Source organism: Actinoallomurus sp. NPDC052308, assembly GCF_040679195.1.
Lineage (GTDB): Bacteria > Actinomycetota > Actinomycetes > Streptosporangiales > Streptosporangiaceae > Actinoallomurus > Actinoallomurus liliacearum.
In genome coordinates this window covers 384,716-403,680 of the sequence record NZ_JBFAUM010000003.1, presented here as the reverse complement: position 1 = coordinate 403,680, position 18,965 = coordinate 384,716, and the positions used below count along the sequence as shown (strand labels likewise).

Genomic DNA, 18,965 nt, shown 5'->3' with positions numbered 1-18,965 from the left:
GATTGCGGGCGCGCCTTCGGGGAATGCCTCAGTTGCGACTGCCAGGGACGGGCCAGGGAGCGCCGCATGCGCGACGACACGACGACGCCGAGTCATGATCCGGCTCCCGACGAGGGATTGATCGACCTCACCGGCTTCGACCTCGGCGATCTGGACGCCGCCGACGGTTCGTGCCTGGCCGAGGCGCTCCGGCACCTGGTCGACGCACAGTCGCGAGGGACCGAGGCCGTCGCCGGATTCCAGGACTGAGGCGTGTCCGCCGCGAACGCCTTTCGGCTGCCCGACGCCCAGGCGCCGTCGCCGGGCGATGTGTTCCGTGATCATCGGTGACGGCAGGGGGATCACCGTGAGACCGCCCTCGCATCCGATCGGCCGGGCCTCATGATGATCGAGACGATGACGCCCCAGGTGAGCGGGCCTCCCTACGTGGGAGCGCGCGCGTTCACCACGGCCGACGCGCCGAGATTCTTCGGCCGCGAGGCGGCGTCCCACCGGCTGGCCGAGCTGTGGCGGAAGCATCGGCTGACCGTCCTGCACGGGCCATCCGGATCCGGCCGGACCTCGTTGATCGAGGCCGGGGCGCGGCCCCTGCTGCCCTCCGCCGAGGCCGAGATCCTGCCGACCGGGCGGCTGTCCTACGGCTCGGTCTTCCCGGCGGCGGCCCTGCCCGAGCACAACCCCTACACCCTGGCGCTCCTGTCGTCCTGGTCGCCGGCCGAGCCGGCCAGCCGCCTCGCGGGATGGTCGGTCACCGACTTCCTGACCCGGCGGCCGCAGCGCACCGACGTCCTCGGTCGCCGGGTACCCCTCCTCGCCGTCATCGACCAGGCCGAGGAACTCGTCGCCGGGCCGCGGCACGCGCCCGACCGGGAGCGCGCCCGGCGCTCCTTCGCGGACGAACTGGCGGAGGCGCTGGACGAACATCGCCACCTGCGGCTGCTGCTGTCCGTCCGCGACGGGTCCCTCCCAGACCTGGAACCGTACGAGCGCACCCTCGGCGGCGGCGAGGCCGCCCGGCTTCGGCTGACACCGTTCGACGCCGGGACCGCGCTGGACGCCGTTCGCGGGCCGCTCAGGAGGACGGCGCGGTCGTTCGCCCCCGGCGCCGCCGAGGCGCTCATCGACGATCTGCGAGCGGGAACTCCCGTCGTGGAGCCCGCATTTGCGCAGATCGTGTGCGAGCGGCTGTGGCGATCGCTGCCGCCGCAGGCCGGGGCCATCACCGCCGAGGCGGTTCAGACGCACGGCAACGCCGCGCTGACCGGCTACGTCGCGCGGGCCCTCGCCGACGTCGCCGAGCAGTACGACGTGCCGGTCGGCGGCCTCCGATCCTGGATGCAGCGCACCTTCGCCGGCACGAACCGGGATTCCTCCCCGAACCCGCCGCAGATGCCCCCGGCGGTGCTGCGCGCGCTCGAGGACCTTCACCTGATCAGGTCGGAGCGCTCGGGCGGAGAGCTCCGTTACGAACTGCAGCATCCCCGGCTGATCGCGCCGCTCGGTCAGATGATCGACACTCGCCCGAGCGCCTCCGGGCCGGCCGAGCGGCTGCGCGCCGCGACGCGCGCCCTGGCGAGCGGCGAGTTCGCGCGGGCCGAGCGCCAGGCGGTGACCGCCGTACGCCTCGGGGCCAAGTCCGACCTGCGGCTGCGCGCGGAGGCCGAGTCCCTGCTCGGCAACGTCGCGCACGGCAGGGGGCTGCGGAAAGAGGCGGAGACGCACTACCAGACGGCCGCCTCCCTGTTCGAGGCCCGCCAGGACCGCGCCGCCGTCGGCCGGCTGCTCGCCGCCATCGGCCAGATCCGGCTGGCGGACGGGCGTGGCGCGGAGGCACTCGAAGAGCTGCACGCCGCCGCGGAGCGCCTTCCCACGGACCTCACCGTGCAGGCCGAACTCGCCCGGGCGCTGTGGGAGCTCGGGCAGACCCGGGCGGCGATCACCGTCCTGGACGCCGTCCTGTCGGCCGAGGGCGACGCACCGGAGATCCTCCGGACGCGGGGCGAGTTCCTGGCCGACCTCGGCGATGCCGACGCGGCCCTGCGCGACCTCGACCGCCTGCGGCGCCTTCCGCCGGGCGCGCGCGCGGCTCGTGCGCTCGCACTCGCCACGCTGGGGCGGTTCGACGCGGCGCGACACGAGATCGACGCCGCCCTGGACGAGGCCCCCGACAGCGGCCCGGTGCTGCTGTGCGCCGCGCGGATCGCGGGCCTGCGCGGGGGCGGTGACTCGGCCGCGGACCTCGCCCGGCGCGCGGAGGCCGCACGGGACCCCGCCCTGCCACGGCATCAGCGGCGGGTCGTCCGCCGTATCCTCGCCCACCGGCCGGACGATCCGCGCTCGGCCGGGTGACGATCGCCGAGATCGGCGTCGATCGCCCGGTACATCTCCGCGAGCCTCGCGTCGAACGCGGCGAAGTCGAACGGCGCCCTGATCTCCCCGATCAGGAATCTCTTGTCGGGCCCGGGGTCGTACTTCAACTCGGCGTGTTTGGCGGCGAACGCCGCGAGGGCGGTCGCGGCGGCGGCGAGCGCGCGGGCGGCCTCGGCCGTTTCGCCCGGAGCGAGGACCGCCACCTGCGCGGCCCGCTGTCCCACCGTGCGCACGTGCTCATCGATGGCGGCGAGCTTGACGTCGAGGTCGCGCCAGGACCGCTGACCGGCCAGCTCGAGCTGGACGCGGAGCTGTGTCGCCGGTCCGAGGAGCTCGCCGTACGCGGCCTGCCGCGCCTCCAGGGCATGCCGCCTGCGGTCCCGCTCGGCCTGGACGGACTCCCGCCGGACGGTTCCCCAGAGCGTCACCGCGACCCCTCCGACCGTGCCCGCGGCCGTGATCAACGAGGCCAGCGTGGAACCGTCGGACATGACGGCAGTCTGACACCTCACCGGCCCGCCGTTGACCCCTTATGCCACACAGGAGAGGTTCCTCCCCAGCCGCCCGCGTCGTTCGTCGCCCGCGCCGGGTCAGTGTTCGAAGCGGTAGCCCATGCCCGGTTCGGTGATCAGGTGGCGGGGGCGGGACGGGTCCGGCTCCAGCTTGCGACGGAGCTGGGCGAGGTAGACGCGCAGGTAGCCGGTCTCGTTCTCGTACGCCGGGCCCCAGACCTCGCGGAGCAGCTGCTGCTGGCTGACCAGGCGTCCCGCGTTGCGCACGAGCACCTCCAGGACGTGCCACTCGGTCGGGGTGAGGCGGACGTCCGCGCCGTCGCGGCCGACCTTCTTGGCGGCCAGGTCGACCGTGAAGTCGTCGGTCACGACGACGGCGTCCTCTTCGGGCGGGGCGGCACGCCGTACGGCGGCGCGCAGCCGGGCCAGCAACTCGTCCATGCCGAACGGCTTGGTCACGTAGTCGTCCGCGCCGACGTCGAGCGTCTCGACCTTCTCCTCGGACGCGTGCCGCGCCGACAGCACGATGATCGGCACGCTCGTCCAGCCGCGCAGGCCTTTGATCACCTCGGCGCCCTCCATGTCCGGCAGGCCCAGGTCGAGGACGATGACGTCGGGATGGCGGCGGGCCGCCAGGTCGAGAGCGGTGCGGCCGTCGGGCGCCGCGTCGACCTCGTACCCGCGGGCCCGCAGGTTGATGCGGAGCGCGCGGACGATCTGCGGCTCGTCGTCCACGACGAGTACTCGTGTCACGTTTCCCCCTTGCCTGCCCCGACCACAGGGCTCCCCCCGGTCGGCAGTGCGAACACCATGGTCAGCCCACCGCCGGGGGTGTCCTCGGCGTGCAGGTCGCCGCCGACGGCCTCGGCGAAGCCGCGCGCGACCGCGAGTCCCAGCCCGACCCCGCTGCCGCGCGGCCGGTCGCCGAGTCGCTGGAAGGGCTCGAACATCCGGCTCTTGGCGGAGTCGGGGACACCCGGCCCCCGGTCGGTCACCCGCAGTTCCACCATCCCGCCGTGCTCGCTCGCCGTCACCCGGACCGGCTCGGGGCCGCCGTGCCGGACCGCGTTCTCGATGACGTTGGCCAGGGAACGCTCCAGAAGCCCGGGGTCGGCCACGACGGGCGGCAGGTCGTCCGGCACCTCGATCTTGACCTGGTCGCCCGGAACGTTCGCCAGCGCAGGCTGGATCACCTCGTCCAAAGCGACGGTGCGGGCGAGCGGGTTGACGACGCCGGTCTGCAGGCGGCTCATGTCGAGCAGGTTGGCGACCAGGCCGTCGAGGCGGTCCGCGGACTCCTCGATCGTGGCCAGCAACTCTGCCTCGTCTTCGGGATCCCAGCGCACGTCCGGCGAGCGGAGGCTGCTCACGCCCGCCTTGATCGACGCGAGGGGGGTCCGCAGGTCGTGCGAGACGGCGGCGAGCAGCGCCGTGCGGATCCGGTTGCCCTCCGCGAGCCGCCGAGCCTCCTTCGCCTCCTCGGCCAGGCGCTGGCGGTCCAGGGCCGCCGCCGCCTGGTAGGCGAAGGCGGCGAGCACACGGCGGTCGGCGGCCGGCAGCACCCGGCCGTCGAGCGCCAGTGTCAAAGTGTCGCTGACCTGAACGGTGACGTCCGCGTCCCCGGGTCGCGCGCAGGTCTCCGGACCCGCCGACGCCACGGGCGCCCAACCGTCGCCGGAGCGTTCGAGCAGCGTCACCGAGGACAGCCCGAACGTCTCCCGGACGCGTTCGAGCAGCTCGGGCAGGGCGTCCTCGCCGCGCAGCACACTCGTCGCGAGCATGCTGAGCGTGGTCGCCTCCGAACGCGCCCGCGCCGCCTGGGAACTGCGCCGCGCCGCGAGGTCCACGACGGTCGACACGGCGACGGCCACGGTCACGAACACGAGGAGTGCCAGGGCGTTCTCCAGGTGGGCCACGGTGAGGGTGTGCACCGGGGGCGTGAAGAACCAGTTGACGAGCAGGAACCCGGCGACGGCGGCGACGATCGCGGGCCACAGCCCGCCGACCAGCGCCACGCCGACGGCCAGCGCGAGGAAGAAGAGCAGCTCGGTCGGAAGCCCGAGGTGACGGACGGCCGCCGACAGCACACCGGTCAGCGCCGGCGGGCCGAACAGCGCGAGCAGCCAGCCGGCCGTCCGTCGTCCGCGCCCCAGCGACGTGGGCGGAACGGCCGCCGGTCCCCTGCCCTTGCCCGCGTAGTCGTGGGTGACGATGTGCACGTCCACGTCATCGGACGCGCGGGCGACGGTCGTGCCGACGCCCGGGCCGAAGGCGTACTGCCAACGGCTCCGCCGGCTCGACCCGAGCACGATCTGCGTGGCGTTCGCGGCGCGGGCGAACTCGAGCAGTGCCTTGGGCACGTCATCACCGGTGACCTGGTGGTAGGAGCCGCCCAGGCTCTCCACCAGCGCGCGCTGCCGGGCGAGCGCCTCCGGAGACCCGTCCCTGAGGCCCTTCCCCCGCGCGACGTGCACCGCCACGAGGTCGGCACGGCCGGCGCGGGCGGCGATCCGGGCGGCGCGGCGGATCAACGCGTCGCCCTCCGGACCGCCGGTCAGCGCGACCACGATCCGCTCTCGGGCCTCCCAGGTGCCGGTTATGCCCTTCTCGTCGCGGTAACGGGCGAGCGCGTCGTCGACCCGGTCGGCCAGCCAGAGCAGGGCGAGTTCCCGCAGTGCGGTGAGGTTGCCGACGCGGAAGTAGCTGGCCAGCGCCGCGTCGATCATGTCCGGCGCGTACAGAGTGCCGTGGGCCAGGCGGCGACGCAGGGACTCCGGAGCCATGTCCACCAGTTCGATCTGGTCGGCGCGCCGGACGACCTCGTCGGGAACCGTCTCTTGGGGTCGTACCTCGGTGATGCGCTCGACGACGTCGGTGAGCGACTCCAGGTGCTGGACGTTGACGGTGGAGACCACGTCGATGCCCGCCTCGAGGAGCTCCTCGACGTCCTGCCAGCGCTTCTCGTTGCGGGACCCCGGGACGTTGGTGTGCGCCAGCTCGTCGACCAGCACCCCTTCGGGGCGGCGCGCGAGGATCGCGTCGACGTCCATCTCGGTGACCACCCGGTCGCGGTGGGCGGTCTCGCGGCCGGGCACGGTCTCCAGGCCGTCGAGCAGCGCAGCGGTGCGCGCGCGGCCGTATGTCTCGACGTGGCCCACGACGAGGTCGGCGCCGCGCTCCAGCCGCCGGTGCGCCTCGTCGAGCATGGCGTACGTCTTGCCCACCCCGGGCGCCGCCCCGAGGTAGATCTTGAGCCTGCCCCGCGTCGCTATCTGCCTCACCCCCTTTCCTGAATTGTGTCCCTAGATGACGGTATTCGAGACGGACAGATCAGTACGCAGGCAGTCAACGCCCGAAGAAGGCGGCATCCGCCGCCTTTGACGGATCTTTCGCGGCGGTCGACACCGCCTTAACGCGGTTCTAACGGGCGAAGCCGGGCGTGCCGCTCAGGAGCGGGCGACGCGCAGGAGGTGGAGGGCGGGCTCGGGAAGTGCTCGGCCCCGTGGCCACGCCGCCCGCAGGACCCGGTCGAACCGCAGCTCGCTGGGCACCTCGACGAGCCGTCCGGTCGCGATCTCGTCGGCGACCACCAGGGCGCTGAGCACGGCCGGCGCCGTGCCCGCGATGGCGGCGGCGCGCAACGGGGCGGTCGCGCCGAGCTCGAGAGCCGGCTCGGCCGGTCCTCCGTACGGAGCGAGCATGGCCTCGAACGTCTCGCGGGTCCCCGATCCGGCCTCTCGCAGCAGCAGCGGCGTGGCCGCCAGTTCGACCGGGCGCAGTGGCCTGCGTTTGCGGGCCCACGGATGTTCCGGGACGACGACGATCACGAGGCGGTCCCGGCCGACGGCTCGGCTGTGCAGGTCGCGCGGCGCGCCACGCCCCTCGATGAACCCCAGGTCGGCCTCGCCCGTCCGGAGCCGCTCGATCACGTGGGTGCTGTTGGCGACGTTCAATTCGACGTGGACGCCGGGCGCGGCCTCCCGTAGGGCCACGAGCCAGCCGGGGACGAGGTGCTCGGCGATCGTGAGACTGGCCGAGACCCGGAGGCGGTCGGCCTGCCGGGAGCGCAGCGCGGCGGCGCCTTCGACGAGCGCGTTCGCCTGGACGAGGACGGCGCGCGCCCAGTCGGTGACCACCGAACCGGCCGGGGTCAGCCGGGAACCGCTGGTCGAACGCACGAGGAGCCGCACGCCCAGCCGCCGCTCCAGTGTGCGCATCCGGGCGCTCGCCGAGGGCTGGCTGATCCCCTGTCGGGCGGCGGCCTGGCCGAGGCTTCCGGTCTCGGCGACGGCGACCAGCAGTTGCAGTGCCTCCAGGTCGGGCAGCCGGGTACTCATAGGGCAACCCTATGACCTGCCCCAAGAATGCCTGCTATTGGAGGGGTCGTGCGGCACCGATGCTGGAGATCATGCCGATCTCGACGCCGCACCGGTCGATCCGTTCCGTCGCTCACCTCACGGAAGGCGTGGCGCCGTCGTCCGCGCCGCCTCCCGGCCCGGCCCGGTTCCGGCGCGGACGGACGCTCGCCCCGGGCATGATCGCCGCCGCCCTGGCCGTCGCGGCGTCGTACGCCGCGCACCGCGTCGCCGGGACGGTGCCGATGCTCACCGCCGCACTGATCATCGGCGTACTCGCCGCGAACCTGGGACTGCTGCCCGCGGCGGCGCGGCCGGGCCTCCGCTTCGCCGCGACCAAATTCATGCGCGCGGGAGTGGTGCTCCTGGGGCTGCAGGTGTCGTTCGGCGACATCCTCGCGCTGGGAGCGCGCACGATCGTCATGGTGGTCACCGTGCTGGCGGTGACGTTCGCCGGAACACGGTGGCTGGGCCGTCGGCTGGGCCTGTCCGAACGTCTCTCCCTGCTCGTGGCGGCCGGCTTCTCCATCTGCGGCGCGTCGGCCGTCGCCGCGGTCGACGGCGCGCTCGGCACCCGTCCGGGCGACCCGGACGCGGAGCGCGAGACGGCGACCGCCGTCGGACTCGTCACGCTGTGCGGCAGCCTGGCCATCGTCGTGATGCCACCCGTCGCGCGCCTGCTCGGCCTGCCGGCGTACGACGCGGGCCGCTGGATCGGGGCGAGCGTGCACGACGTGGGCCAGGTCGTCGCCACGGCCACCCTCGCCGGTTCGGCGGCGCTCGTCCCGGCGGTCGCGGTGAAGCTCGTCCGGGTCGTCATGCTCGCGCCGATCGCCGCCGGAGTCGCATTGCGGACCCGTCGGGTTTCCCTGGCGGCCGGGCACCGCCGGCCCGCGCTGCTGCCGGCGTTCGTGCTCGGGTTCCTGGGCCTGATGGCGCTCCGCTCGGCGGTGAGCGTCCCGCCGGGCGCCCTGGCCGCCGCGAGCACCGCGCGGGACGTGCTGTTCGCGGCGGCGCTGTTCGGCCTGGGCAGCGCCGTGCGCCTGCGGGAGCTCATGCGGACCGGTCGCCGCGCCCTCCTGCTCGGCCTGACCTCCTGGGCGCTGATCGCCGGGATCTCCTACGCGGGCGTCCTGCTCACCTCTCGCTAGAGGAAGGCGGCTCCCGCTCCGGCACGCGATCACACCGCGCGGCGTCTCGGCGAGGGATCGGCGGGAGTGCCCGTCGGAGATCCGGGAGGCGTGGGCGCCGGCGCGGATCCGGGCGGCGGAGCCGGGACCGGACAGACGATGTCCGGCGAGTCAAGCTTCCCGCGGACCTCCCCGAAGACGCTCGAAAGCAGCCAGGACACCGTCCCGATGGCCCCCAGGATCTCCGCGGTGACCGTGGCCGTGTGCGTGGACATCGCGGTGATCCCGACGACGATCGACGTCCCGCCGGACTGGAGCGCCGTGGCGACCATGATGGCCAGGATCGCCGCCACGATGAGCGTCAGGATGGCTATCGCCAGGGTGATCCACACGGCCAGGTCCCACATGGTGATCTTTGCGTAGGACTGGCATTGAACGGTGTCCTGGGCGGCCGCCGCCGTCCGGCGAAGTGAGGTGACCGTCTCGGCGTTCCTGCGGTGGAAACGCGAGGCCGCGTCCCCCTGCCATCGAAGGCTTCCGGCGGAGTCCTCGATGTCGTCGGCCAGGCGCGTGAGGTGGTCCCGCAGGCGGGTCAGGTGCCCGGAGGAGACGTCGACCGTCTCCAGCCGGTTCTTCAGCTCCGGGAGGACCGCCAGCGGATTCGGCAGTCCGAACCGCTCGATGATCTGTGGAAGGGGCGAGAAGTCGCTGTCGACCGCGGTCTGCACCGTGCGCCCTCCTAGGCCGACACGCGTCGCACGGTTCGAACGGCCGCGTCTTCGGCCGACCGATAATCGCCGGTGACGAGACGGACCCGTTGCGCGGAGTCGCCGAGCAGCGTGTGCAGGTCGAGAAGCAGCCCGTCCAGGGCCCGCTGATTCTCGGTGTGTCCGCGGTGGGCGACGCGACCCGCCTCCGTGACCGTGTAGGCCTCAGCGGGAACGTGGGCGTCGTCCAGCATCCGGCGCACATCCTCGATCGCCGTGATCGCCCCGTGCAATGTCTCGTCGTGGAACGCGCACAGTTCCGCGGTGTTCACCGTCAATTCGTCCATCAGCGTTCTCTCTCAGTCCTGGAACATTCGGGAGATGTGCCGGCGGTCCGGGAGGATCTCGACGATCGAGCCGTCCTGCAGGGCCTGGCCGATCGGAACGCCCATGAATTCCAATCCTCTCGCGAAATCCGCGCGTGCCGCGTCGGCCGCCCGTTCGGCCTCGCGGAACGCCTCGAGCAGCGCCTCTTCCACACGCCGCCGACCTGCGCCGTGCAGGAAGGAGGGATCGATCTCGACACGCTTGAGTTCGCCGAGCGGGTTGAACACGACCTTCACGGAGCCCGCGGCCGACTCGCCGCAGGACTCTTCCGCGCCGAGCGCGTTCACCGACACGGTGATCTGGTCCAGGCTCGTACGGAGCCGATCCAGGATCCGGGTGATCGCGTCGTCCGGGGTCATGCCGTGATCCCACGAGGCGTCGCGACGTCGACGCCCTGCTCGCGCAGGGCCCGCACCACCGATCCGTCCTCCGCGGCGGCCTCCCGGGCGCGGGCGAACGCCTGCATGACGCCGCCTGCGAAGACCCCGGCGGGCAGCCGCCGCGGGTCCTGCGCGATGACGCGCAGTTCGACCACCTTTCCGGCCCCGTTCACGGTCACGGTGACCGTTCGGTGGCCGTCGGTCCCCGCGAACCGCTGCGCCGTCGCGTCCTCGACCGCCTGCGCGAGGATCCGCTCGTCCATCATCGTCCTCCAATGAACGTCGTTCCGATCACCGAGACTACGATCAATTTTTCAGCGGGCGAACGTTTTAGACGCCGCCATGACGCCGCCATGTCCAGCGTTAGCGAATTCTTAACGCGAAGTCACTCCTCGAGCTCCGGGTGTATTCCGTGAGTGGCTCGTGTGATATGACAGGTCCTTGGCCGGACCGTTCGGCGCGATATCCGCAACACTTTCTCACGGACTCAGTGATGCTGACACTTCTTGAGCGCCCTGTCGTCATCTTGCGGCGCGACTTCGCCAACCATCCGTGGCACGTCCGCGACGAGGCCGGTGAACTGCTCGCGGTCGCCCGGTATCGTCCCCGGCCCGGCGTACGGGTACGGCGGCTCACGCCCGGGACGATCGACACCCGCAGTGTGGCGATGGAGTTCTCCGCCGCCGACGGGGCTCCGCTGTTCACGGTCGCCCGGTCCGCCCGGAATCTGTTGTCCGTAACCGGCTCCGACGGCGTCACCCATGGATCCGTGCACCACACTCGTCGGCCGAGCGCCCGCCGCGGCGGTGTCCTGTACGACCTGTCGGACGCGGACGGCCGGCAGGTCGGACGCATGGCTCTTCGCCCGTTCGCGGAGTTCGACCCCCGGCTGACCGCGGCTCCCGGTCCGAGCAACAGCGTCATCTTCGACCAGGAGGGTGTCGATGTGGGCCGCGCCTTCCGGTACGCCAACCACCACGCACGACACCGGGAGCTACGCTTCGCGGCGCCGGTGAGCGCCAGGCTCGTCGGGCTCTGCATCGCCGCCGAAGTGGTGGCCGAGCCAGACCTTTGATCCCTCTCCGGCGAACGGGCGACGAGCGTTCTCAGCCGACGTCGCGACAGAGCAGATCCGCTTCGGTCTCACGGCGGATCAGCAACCGGCTCTCCCCTCCCCGCACGGCGACGACCGGCGGCCTGGGGACCAGGTTGTAATTGGACGCCATGGAGTGGTGGTACGCACCGGTACAGGCGATCGCGAGCAGGTCTCCGGGGCGCAGGTCCGCCGGCAACTGCACGTCCTCGACGAGCACGTCGCCGGCCTCACAGTGCCGTCCCGCGACGGTCACGGACCGGTGTCCGGGGACCGGGCGCCGGCCGACCAGCCGTATCGAGTAGCGGGCGCCGTACAGGCTCGGCCGTGGGTTGTCGCTCATGCCGCCATTGACGGTGACGAAGACGCGGCCGGTCGCCGTGTGCTTGATCCCGAGGACCCGGTAGAGGGTGACGCCGGCGCGGGCGCTGATCGCGCGGCCCGGTTCCAAGGTGACCCGCGGCATCGGGAACCGGTGGGCATCGCAGGCCGACCTGAGCTCGGTGATCAGTGGCACGGCCAGGGCGAGGGGGTCGAGGCCCTGTTGGTCCCGAAGGTAGGGCACGGCGAAGCCGCCGCCCAGATCGAGCCGGGGAAGGGCCAGGCCGTGTTCGTCTCGTACCGCCGCGAGCAGGTCCACCATCCGGCGGGCGGCCTGCTGATAGGCGGCGACGCGGGTGATCTGCGACCCGAGGTGACAGTGCAGGCCGGCCAGGACGAGTCCGGGCTGGGCGAGGACCCGGCGTACGGCCTCGGCAGCCGCGCCCGAGGTCAGCGAGAAGCCGAATTTCTGGTCCTCCCCACCGGTCGCCACGGCAGGGTGGGTACGCCCGTCCACGCCAGGGGTCACGCGGATCAGCACCTGCTGGGCGGGCCCGTCACCACCGACGAGGGCGGCCAGCCGGGTGATCTCGGAGGGGCAATCCACGACGATCCGGCTCACACCGTAGGAGAGGGCGGCTCGCAGGTCCTCAGGGGTCTTGCCGTTGCCGTGCATGAGGATCCGCTCGGCCGGGAACCGTACCGACCGCGCCACGGCCAGCTCGCCGGCGGAGCAGACATCGAGGGTGAGCCCTTCTTCGGCGATCAACCGGGCCATGGCGCGGCACAGGAACGCCTTGCCGGCGTAGGCGATCTCGGCGTCCGGGAACGCACGGCGGAATTCCCTGCAGCGTTGCCTCACGTCGCGTTCGTCCATGACGTGGACGGGGGTGCCATATCGCTCGGCGAGGTCGGTCAGCCGCACGCCGCCGACCAGGATGTCACCGCCGGGGGTGGCCTGCGCCGTCGCCGGCCAGACCGCGTGGGCCAGTGTGTTCTTCTCCCTTGTCAGAACCATGGGGTCGCTCCTTCACAGAATCTCGCGCAGCAGCAGGCAGGTGTTGGTCTGCTCGACGCCGTGGTGGCGCAGGGCGCGGAGTTCCGCCGTGAGTTCGTCGAGGCTCGCGGCGGCCACGCGGATCTCGTAGTCGCAGTCGCCGCTGAGCGACCACACGCCGCGTACGACCGGGCGGCCGCGCAGCCACGACTCGAACGACTCCGGCGGCACCTGCTCCGTCATACGGACCCGGACGAACGCCTCCACCGCGGCCAGACCATCGGCCTTCACAGTGTCCGGCGGCATTCAGCGCACCCCCTCCGTCAGGCGAACCGGAACGAAGAGGGGATCCGGGGGCTCACCTGGCTCTTCCATGCAGACCTTGTGCTTCCTTTCACAAGCAGCCGTTGGCTCAACGTTATGCCTGATCAGGAAGGGATCCGGAGTTCGCTACGGCATCCGAACGTCATGGCCGTCATTCCTAACAGGGCCTTAATGTCCGAGCGGACGGGTCACGTGAGCGCGAGGATGGAAACGGTCGCTCCGGCGTACAGACCGGTCCAGCAACCGATGAGCGGCCCGGAGAAGCGGCCGGTACGCCGTACGGCGATCACGGCGAGGACCGCGCCGGTGAGCGCGGCGATCGCGGCCACTCGTGCGGGTGCGGTCAGGTGCCAGTCGGTGAACGCCATCCCGACCGCGACGGGCATCATCGACTGGAAGACCATGGCGCCGGTGATGTTGCCCAGGGCGAGGGTGTCCTTGCCCTGGCGGATCCACAGCACGCTGTTGATCTTCTCCGGTAGCTCCGTCGCCAGCGGCGCGACCAGGATGGTCAGCACCAGGGCGTTGGTTCCGATCGCCCGCGCGAGATGCTCGATGACGGTGACGAACACCTCCGCGCCGCCGACCAGCAGACCGAGGCCCACGAGAGCCTGCGCCAGGATGCGGTACGCGGCCGGCGAAGCATTCCCGGTACGGTCGAAGTACAGGGGGCCGGGCGGCTCATCCTCGGCACCCTGCCGCCTGGCCCGGGCGATCGTCGTGGTCAGGTACGCCCCGTACGCGACGACCAGCAGCAACGCTCCGATGACGTGCACCGGGCGGGCGTGGATGTTCCCGATGACGATGGCGATCGACAGCGTGCCGAGAAAGACCAGCAGGTCGCGGCTCATCGCCTGCCGGTCCAACCGGAGACCGGCTCCCTCCCGCCGCACGCGGTAGACCAGTGCCGCGGTGCCGCACAGCGCCATTGCCAGGGTGCCGAGCAGGAAAGGCGCTCCGACGATCGCCCCGATCGCGATCGGATCCCCCTGCTCGCCGCGGATGATCGCGACGACGGGAACGAGGGACTCGGGCATCGCCGTCGCCACGGCGGCCAGCACACTGCCGACCGCTCCATGGCCGAGGTCGAGACGTATCCCCGCCCATTCCACCGCGTTGGTGAAAACGAGCGCACCGGCCACCAGCATGGTGAAGCCGGCCACGAGCAGCACGCTGTCGAGCATGAAAGATCCTTCCACCGTCGGTACGTGAGCCAGAACCCGTCGCCGGTCAGGGCACGGCGCGGCGGAGGTGGGTGATCGGGCTGAGGCGGAAGCGCAGCCGGCAGACCACCGCGTCGGTGTCGCGGCGCAGCGCGTGCGCGAGGACGGCACCACGCTGGTTCTGCAGGACCCGCTGCCAGGCGTGCGCCGGTTCGACCTCGGGGATCAGAACGAACACGTGCGGCTCGTCGACGCTCCGCACGTAGTCGACGACCGGTTCGACCAGGCGCCGGTGGGCGTCGCTGATCAAGGTCAGGTTGACGTCCGGGGCCCAGCGTTCCCACGCCTCGATGAACTCCTTGACGTCCTCCGGGTCCTCGGGATGGGTGACGCGCAGCGCGACGACGCGCTCGCCGATGGACAGCGCCGCCGACATCGCCTCCTGGGCGAGCCGGTTGACCGCGCCGATGGGCACGATCACGAGGGCGTGCCTCGGGCGCGGACGATCCGGGACCCGGTTCATCTCCAGGCGGTCCGCGATGCGGCCGTACGCACGGTTGATGGCCGCCATGAGCGCGACCATGAGCGGCATCGCGACGGCGATCAGCCAGCCGCCCTCGGTGAACTTGGTGGCGGTCACGATGATCGCGGCGAACCCCGTGAGCAGGGCACCGAGGCCGTTCAGCGCGGCACGCGGGCGCCACCCGGCCGGCCGCTCGGTCCACCACCGCCGCACCATGCCCGCCTGGGACAGGGTGAAGCCGACGAAGACGCCGATGGCGAACAGCGGCACGAGCGTGTTCATGTCGCCGTCCGTGCCGATGAGCAGCAGGGCGGCGGTGGCGGTCAGGAAGTAGATGCCGTAGCGGTGGACCTGCCGTTCGGCACGCAGCGCGAACAGGTGCGGCAGGTTGTTGTCGTTGGCCAGGAGCTGCGCCAGGACGGGCATGCCGCCGAAAGAGGTGTTGGCGGCCAGGGCCAGGAGCAGCACCGTGGCGAACTGGACGACGTAGTACCCGATCCCGTGCCCGAAGGAGCCGGCGGTGACCTGGGAGAGGACCGTGACGCCGTGGACGGGGTGGATGTGGAACTTCACGATCAGCGTGGCGATGCCGATCAGCATGAGCCCGAGGGTCGCGCCGAGCGCGACTTCGGCGCGCTGGGCCCGCCTGACCCGGGGAGCGCGGAAGCTGGGCACGGCGTTGGCGATCGCCTCGACTCCCGTCAGCGCCGCGCATCCGTTGGAGAAGGCCCGCAGCAGCAGGAGCAGACCGACTGCGCGCAGCGTGTGCGCCTGCGCGGTGGCGTGCTCGACTGACACGGGGTGGTCACGGAACATCCCGACGACGATCACCGCGACGATGGAGAAGACGAAGACCGCGGTGGGCGCGATGAAGAGCCGGGCGCTGTGCGCGATGCCCCGCAGGTTGACGGCGGTGACGAGCGCCAGGACCGCCAGGCACAGCCAGACGGTGTACGGCAGCAGGCCGGGCACCGCGGAGGTGAGGGCCGCCACGCCCGCGGCGATCGACACCGCCACGTTCAGCACGTAGTCGACGACCAGCGAGGCGGCCGCCACCAGCGACGATCTCCGACCGAGATGGGTCTTCGCCACGCCGTACGCCCCGCCTCCCTCCGGGAAGGCCGCGATCACCTGGCGGTACGACAGGGTCAGGACGCCCAGCAGCCCGGCGATGGCCAGAGTGACGGGCAGGGTGTAGCCCAGCCCGCTCGCGCCGGCGGCGGCCAGGACGACGACGATGGCCTCCGGGCCGTACGCCACGGACGCCATGGCGTCGAGCGACAGCGCGGCGAGCCCTCCGACGACCGACAACCGGTGTCGATCGGCCTCGCCGGCCGCCCTGGACCGGTGAGTTCTCTCACGTTCGAACAGCAGTGGCATGAGCGCCTTCAGGGCTGGAAGCGGTAGCCCATCCCGGGCTCGGTGAGCAGATGCCGCGGATGCGTCGGATCGGCCTCCAGCTTGCGGCGGAGCTGGGCCATGTACTGGCGCAGGTAGTTCGTCCTGCGCTCGTAGGAGGGCCCCCAGACCTCGGTGAGGAGCCAGCGCTGGCTCACCAGCCTGCCCGGGTTGCGCAGCAGGATCTCGATCAGGCGCCACTGGGTGGGCGTGAGATGGACGTCGGGGGTGACGGTCTTGGCGGCGAGGTCGACGAGGTGATCACCGATCTGGACGGTGGGCGACAATCTCGACGAACCGGTACGACGACTCACGGCGCAGATGCGGGCCAACAACTCGTCCACGCCGAAGGGCTTGGTGACATAGTCGTCGGCGCCGGCGTCCAGTGCCGTGATCTTGTCTTCGGCGCCGATACGTCCCGACAGCACGATGATCGGAACCTGGCTCCAGCCGCGCAGTCCGTGAATGACGTCGAGTCCGTCCAGGTCCGGCAACCCCAGGTCGAGGATGACGACGTCGGGATGCCAGTCGCCGGCGCGCCGCAGCGCCTCGCTGCCATCGGCGGCGACGGTCACGTCGTACTGACGGGCCCGCAGGTTGAGGGAGATCGCGCGGGTGATCTGCGGTTCGTCGTCGACGACGAGGACGCGTGTCATCGAGTCCGCCTCTCCCGCAGCGCGTCGACATGTGAGGTCAGCGCCGGATCGGCCACGTCGGAAGGAGCGACGGGAAGGGTGATGATCATCGTGAGCCCTCCACCCGGGGTCTCTTCGGGGATCAAGGTGCCGTCCATGGCCTCGACGAGCCCACGTGACAGGGCCAGGCCGAGCCCGACGCCGGTCTCGTTGTCCCGGTCGCCGAGGCGCTGGAAGGGCTGGAAGACACGGTCCCGGTCGGCCGGCGGGATGCCAGGACCGCGGTCGATGACCCGCAGTTCGAGATGGCCGGCGTGGGCGCTGGCCGTGACCAGCACCGGTTCGCCGGGCGGGCTGTGGTGCACCGCGTTGGAGATCAGGTTGACCAGGACGCGTTCCAGCAGAATCGGGTCGGCCAGCACATCGGTCAGGTCGTCGGGAATCCGGAGCCGCACCTCGGGCGCGCCGAGCTCGTCGACGGCGTACGGGACGATCTCCTGGACCGCGACGGGCTGGGCCGAGACGCCGAGGGCCCCTGCCTGCAGACGGCTCATGTCGAGCAGGTTGGCGACAAGACGGTCGAGCCGTACGAGGGACTCGTCGGCGGTGGCGAGCAGTTCGCCGCGCTCCTGCTCGGACCAGTGGACGTCGTCGGTGCGCAGGCTCTCCACCGCCGCCTTGGCGGAGGCCAGTGGGGACCGCAGGTCGTGACTGACCGCGGTCAGCAGCGCGGTGCGGAGCCGGTCGGCCTCGGCCAGCGGCCGGGCCTGCTCGGCCTCCTCGGCGAGGCGCTGCTGGCGCAGCGTGACGGCGGCCTGGGCGGCGAACGCCTCCAGCACCCGCCGGTCGGCGGCCGAGGGCGTACGTCCGCGCAGGACCAGCGCCAGATCATCGTCGACGGGGACGTCGGCGTCACCCTCGTCAGGGGTGCACGCCGGTTCTCCGCCGACGGTGGCGATGATCCGCCAGCAGCCCGGGTCGCGCTGGCGATTCGGGGTCAGCGGCGCCTCCGGGCGGCGTTCCAGCAGCGTCACCGCGCTGAGGGCGAAGGTGACCCGGAGGCGCTCCAGCAGATCGTTCAGTGCGCCCTGGTGCCGTCCGTCCGCGTTCCAGCCCCTGAGCACGCTGCCCGCGAGGTCGGACAGCAGTTCGGCGTCCGCGCCCGCGCGAGCCGCCTCACGGGTGCGCCGCGCGGCGATCTCCACCACGGCGCTGACCGCGACCCCCACGAGGACGTAGGCGACGAGCGCGAGGACGTTCTCGTGCTGATTGATCGTGAACTCGTAGAACGGTGGAGTGAAGTAGTAGTTGAGCAACAAGGAGCCGACGACCGCGGCGAACAGCGCCGGGTAGATCCCGCCGGCCAAGGCGACTCCGACCACGGCGACGATGAAGAGCAGGATGTCGCTGGGCATGGACAGCTGCCCGCGCAGGTTGGCCAGCAGCACGGTGAGGAGGGGCAGGCCGACGGCGGCCAGGACGAATCCCGCGGCCTGGCGGCGGCGTGTGATCGCGCCGGCGCGGCGGGTGCGCAGCCGGGTCTTGCTCGCCTCTTCATGGGTGACCATGTGGACGTCGATCGGCCCGGACAGCGCGGTGGTGGTGACCCCGACGCCGCGGGAGAACAGCTGGGCGAACCGGCCGCGCCGGGACGCGCCGAGGACGAGCTGGGTGGCGTTGACCCCCCGGGCGAAGTCCAGCAGCGCCTGCGGGATGTCGTCGCCGACGACCTGATGGTAGGTGCCGCCCAGGCTCTCGACCAGCGCACGCTGGCGGGCCAGGTTCGCCGGGCTGGCGCCGGTCAGCCCGTCGCCGGCGGTGACGTGCACGGCGAACAGGTCCGCGCCCTTCGCCCGGTCGGCGATGCGCGCCGCCCGGCGGATGAGCGTGTCGCCCTCGGGTCCGCCGGTCAGGGCCACGACGACACGTTCGCGCGCCTCCCAGGTGGTGTGGATGTCGTGGTCGGCGCGGTAACGGTCGAGCTGGTCGTCGACCTTGTCCGCCAGCCACAACAGGGCGAGTTCGCGGAGCGCGGTGAGGTTTCCGACGCGGAAGTAGTTCGCCAGCGCAGCGTCGATCTTCTCCGGAGCGTACACGTTGCCGTGCGCCAGCCGGCGGCGCAGCGCCTCCGGGGCCATGTCGACCAATTCGACCTGGTCGGCCCGGCGGACGACCTCATCGGGCACCGTCTCCCGCTGCGGGATGCCCGTGATCTGCTCGACCACGTCGTTGACCGAGTCGAGATGCTGGACGTTGACGGTGGTGATCACGTCGATGCCGGCCTCGAGGATCTCCTCGATGTCCTGCCAGCGCTTCTCATTACGCGACCCGGGGATGTTCGTGTGCGCGAGCTCGTCGATCAGCGCGACCCTGGGGGCACGGGCGATGACGGCGTCGGCGTCCAGCTCCGTGAACGTCGTCCCCCGGTACGCCATGGTCTTGCGGGGCACGGCCTCCAGCCCGTCTAGCAGGTCGATCGTTCGAGGCCGGCCGTGGCATTCGACGTAGCCGAGGACCACGTCGGTGCCCCGGTCCCGGCGCCGATGGCCCTCGGCCAGCATGGCGTAGGTCTTGCCGACGCCCGGCGCGGCGCCGAGATAGACGCGCAGACGCCCCCGGGCCATGTCACCTCGCCTCCTTCTCATCCGGTGGGGCGGCCCGCCGCGCTCT

The 18,965-nt window shown here is 71.8% G+C and carries 18 protein-coding genes; 4 read left to right on the top strand and 14 right to left on the bottom strand.

Features of this window, described 5'->3' with window-relative positions:
- The first annotated feature begins 66 nt into the window (after positions 1 to 66).
- Together fxsA and AB0L00_RS13255 are read left to right on the top strand one after the other, a co-directional pair.
- On the top strand, positions 67 to 249 hold the full coding sequence (fxsA, locus tag AB0L00_RS13260) for an FxSxx-COOH cyclophane-containing RiPP peptide (RefSeq protein ID WP_364432567.1): 183 nt from the start codon (positions 67 to 69) through the stop codon (positions 247 to 249).
- 147 nt (positions 250 to 396) lie between these two features.
- The gene (locus AB0L00_RS13255; RefSeq protein WP_364432564.1) at positions 397 to 2,349 is read left to right on the top strand and encodes a tetratricopeptide repeat protein; all 1,953 of its coding nucleotides are present in this window, start codon (positions 397 to 399) and stop codon (positions 2,347 to 2,349) included.
- Here AB0L00_RS13255 and AB0L00_RS13250 read toward each other — a convergent pair.
- From AB0L00_RS13250 to AB0L00_RS13235, 4 genes are all read right to left on the bottom strand, one after another.
- Positions 2,286 to 2,861, bottom strand: a complete 576-nt coding sequence (locus tag AB0L00_RS13250; RefSeq protein WP_364432561.1) for a hypothetical protein — start codon at positions 2,859 to 2,861, stop codon at positions 2,286 to 2,288. The genes AB0L00_RS13255 and AB0L00_RS13250 overlap by 64 nt on opposite strands.
- A 99-nt stretch (positions 2,862 to 2,960) precedes the next feature.
- Positions 2,961 to 3,635, bottom strand: a complete 675-nt coding sequence (locus AB0L00_RS13245; protein ID WP_364432558.1) for a response regulator — start codon at positions 3,633 to 3,635, stop codon at positions 2,961 to 2,963.
- Entirely contained in the window at positions 3,632 to 6,163 is a 2,532-nt protein-coding gene (locus tag AB0L00_RS13240) for a sensor histidine kinase KdpD (protein WP_364432556.1), read from the bottom strand. Before AB0L00_RS13240 ends, AB0L00_RS13245 begins: the two co-directional genes overlap by 4 nt.
- A 165-nt stretch (positions 6,164 to 6,328) precedes the next feature.
- Positions 6,329 to 7,219, bottom strand: a complete 891-nt coding sequence (locus AB0L00_RS13235) for a LysR substrate-binding domain-containing protein (protein ID WP_364432553.1) — start codon at positions 7,217 to 7,219, stop codon at positions 6,329 to 6,331.
- 71 nt (positions 7,220 to 7,290) lie between these two features.
- On the opposite strand from AB0L00_RS13235, the gene AB0L00_RS13230 reads away from it, so the two are divergent.
- Entirely contained in the window at positions 7,291 to 8,388 is a 1,098-nt protein-coding gene (locus AB0L00_RS13230; protein ID WP_364432550.1) for a putative sulfate exporter family transporter, read from the top strand.
- A 29-nt stretch (positions 8,389 to 8,417) separates the two neighbouring features.
- Here the strand turns inward: AB0L00_RS13230 and AB0L00_RS13225 are convergent, their stop codons facing one another.
- From AB0L00_RS13225 to AB0L00_RS13210, 4 genes are read right to left on the bottom strand one after another with little or no spacing between them, the layout of a single operon-like run.
- Complete coding sequence (locus AB0L00_RS13225; RefSeq protein WP_364432547.1) at positions 8,418 to 9,095, bottom strand: hypothetical protein; 678 nt, start codon at positions 9,093 to 9,095, stop codon at positions 8,418 to 8,420.
- 11 nt (positions 9,096 to 9,106) lie between these two features.
- Positions 9,107 to 9,421 (bottom strand): hypothetical protein, encoded by a 315-nt coding sequence (locus tag AB0L00_RS13220; protein ID WP_364432545.1) that lies wholly within the window; start codon positions 9,419 to 9,421, stop codon positions 9,107 to 9,109.
- 12 nt (positions 9,422 to 9,433) lie between these two features.
- A complete protein-coding gene (locus AB0L00_RS13215) occupies positions 9,434 to 9,820 on the bottom strand; it encodes a YbaB/EbfC family nucleoid-associated protein (RefSeq protein WP_364432542.1) in 387 nt (128 codons plus the stop codon).
- Entirely contained in the window at positions 9,817 to 10,104 is a 288-nt protein-coding gene (locus AB0L00_RS13210; protein ID WP_364432539.1) for a YbaB/EbfC family nucleoid-associated protein, read from the bottom strand. Before AB0L00_RS13210 ends, AB0L00_RS13215 begins: the two co-directional genes overlap by 4 nt.
- Positions 10,105 to 10,334: 230 nt before the next feature.
- On the opposite strand from AB0L00_RS13210, the gene AB0L00_RS13205 reads away from it, so the two are divergent.
- Positions 10,335 to 10,916 (top strand): hypothetical protein, encoded by a 582-nt coding sequence (locus AB0L00_RS13205; protein ID WP_364432537.1) that lies wholly within the window; start codon positions 10,335 to 10,337, stop codon positions 10,914 to 10,916.
- Between the two features lie 31 nt (positions 10,917 to 10,947).
- Here AB0L00_RS13205 and lysA read toward each other — a convergent pair whose 3' ends face one another.
- The 6 genes from lysA to AB0L00_RS13175 all read right to left on the bottom strand — a co-directional run bounded on the left by lysA (position 10,948) and on the right by AB0L00_RS13175 (position 18,919).
- Positions 10,948 to 12,273 (bottom strand): diaminopimelate decarboxylase, encoded by a 1,326-nt coding sequence (lysA, locus tag AB0L00_RS13200; protein WP_364432534.1) that lies wholly within the window; start codon positions 12,271 to 12,273, stop codon positions 10,948 to 10,950.
- A 12-nt stretch (positions 12,274 to 12,285) separates the two neighbouring features.
- On the bottom strand, positions 12,286 to 12,558 hold the full coding sequence (locus AB0L00_RS13195; protein WP_364432532.1) for an Lrp/AsnC ligand binding domain-containing protein: 273 nt from the start codon (positions 12,556 to 12,558) through the stop codon (positions 12,286 to 12,288).
- Positions 12,559 to 12,764: 206 nt separating this feature from the next.
- Complete coding sequence (locus AB0L00_RS13190; RefSeq protein ID WP_364432529.1) at positions 12,765 to 13,760, bottom strand: hypothetical protein; 996 nt, start codon at positions 13,758 to 13,760, stop codon at positions 12,765 to 12,767.
- Positions 13,761 to 13,806: 46 nt separating this feature from the next.
- Entirely contained in the window at positions 13,807 to 15,573 is a 1,767-nt protein-coding gene (locus tag AB0L00_RS13185) for an APC family permease (protein WP_364432526.1), read from the bottom strand.
- 77 nt (positions 15,574 to 15,650) lie between these two features.
- Positions 15,651 to 16,316 (bottom strand): response regulator, encoded by a 666-nt coding sequence (locus AB0L00_RS13180; RefSeq protein WP_364432524.1) that lies wholly within the window; start codon positions 16,314 to 16,316, stop codon positions 15,651 to 15,653.
- Positions 16,313 to 18,919 carry a sensor histidine kinase KdpD gene (locus AB0L00_RS13175; protein WP_364432521.1) on the bottom strand — a complete coding sequence of 869 codons (2,607 nt, stop codon included), beginning with the start codon at positions 18,917 to 18,919 and terminating at the stop codon, positions 16,313 to 16,315. The genes AB0L00_RS13180 and AB0L00_RS13175 overlap by 4 nt, the downstream gene beginning before the upstream one ends.
- Positions 18,920 to 18,965: the final 46 nt, after the last annotated feature.

Bases quoted from the DNA above. Each gene is read 5' to 3' on its own strand.
- fxsA (WP_364432567.1), top strand. From the start codon at position 67: ATGCGCGACGACACGACGACGCCGAGTCATGATCCGGCTCCCGACGAG.
- AB0L00_RS13255 (WP_364432564.1), top strand. From the start codon at position 397: ATGACGCCCCAGGTGAGCGGGCCTCCCTACGTGGGAGCGCGCGCGTTC.
- AB0L00_RS13250 (WP_364432561.1), bottom strand. From the start codon at position 2,861: ATGTCCGACGGTTCCACGCTGGCCTCGTTGATCACGGCCGCGGGCACG.
- AB0L00_RS13235 (WP_364432553.1), bottom strand. From the start codon at position 7,219: ATGAGTACCCGGCTGCCCGACCTGGAGGCACTGCAACTGCTGGTCGCC.
- AB0L00_RS13230 (WP_364432550.1), top strand. From the start codon at position 7,291: ATGCCGATCTCGACGCCGCACCGGTCGATCCGTTCCGTCGCTCACCTC.
- AB0L00_RS13220 (WP_364432545.1), bottom strand. From the start codon at position 9,421: ATGGACGAATTGACGGTGAACACCGCGGAACTGTGCGCGTTCCACGAC.
- AB0L00_RS13215 (WP_364432542.1), bottom strand. From the start codon at position 9,820: ATGACCCCGGACGACGCGATCACCCGGATCCTGGATCGGCTCCGTACG.
- AB0L00_RS13210 (WP_364432539.1), bottom strand. From the start codon at position 10,104: ATGGACGAGCGGATCCTCGCGCAGGCGGTCGAGGACGCGACGGCGCAG.
- AB0L00_RS13205 (WP_364432537.1), top strand. From the start codon at position 10,335: ATGCTGACACTTCTTGAGCGCCCTGTCGTCATCTTGCGGCGCGACTTC.
- lysA (WP_364432534.1), bottom strand. From the start codon at position 12,273: ATGGTTCTGACAAGGGAGAAGAACACACTGGCCCACGCGGTCTGGCCG.
- AB0L00_RS13195 (WP_364432532.1), bottom strand. From the start codon at position 12,558: ATGCCGCCGGACACTGTGAAGGCCGATGGTCTGGCCGCGGTGGAGGCG.
- AB0L00_RS13190 (WP_364432529.1), bottom strand. From the start codon at position 13,760: ATGCTCGACAGCGTGCTGCTCGTGGCCGGCTTCACCATGCTGGTGGCC.
- AB0L00_RS13180 (WP_364432524.1), bottom strand. From the start codon at position 16,316: ATGACACGCGTCCTCGTCGTCGACGACGAACCGCAGATCACCCGCGCG.
- AB0L00_RS13175 (WP_364432521.1), bottom strand. From the start codon at position 18,919: ATGGCCCGGGGGCGTCTGCGCGTCTATCTCGGCGCCGCGCCGGGCGTC.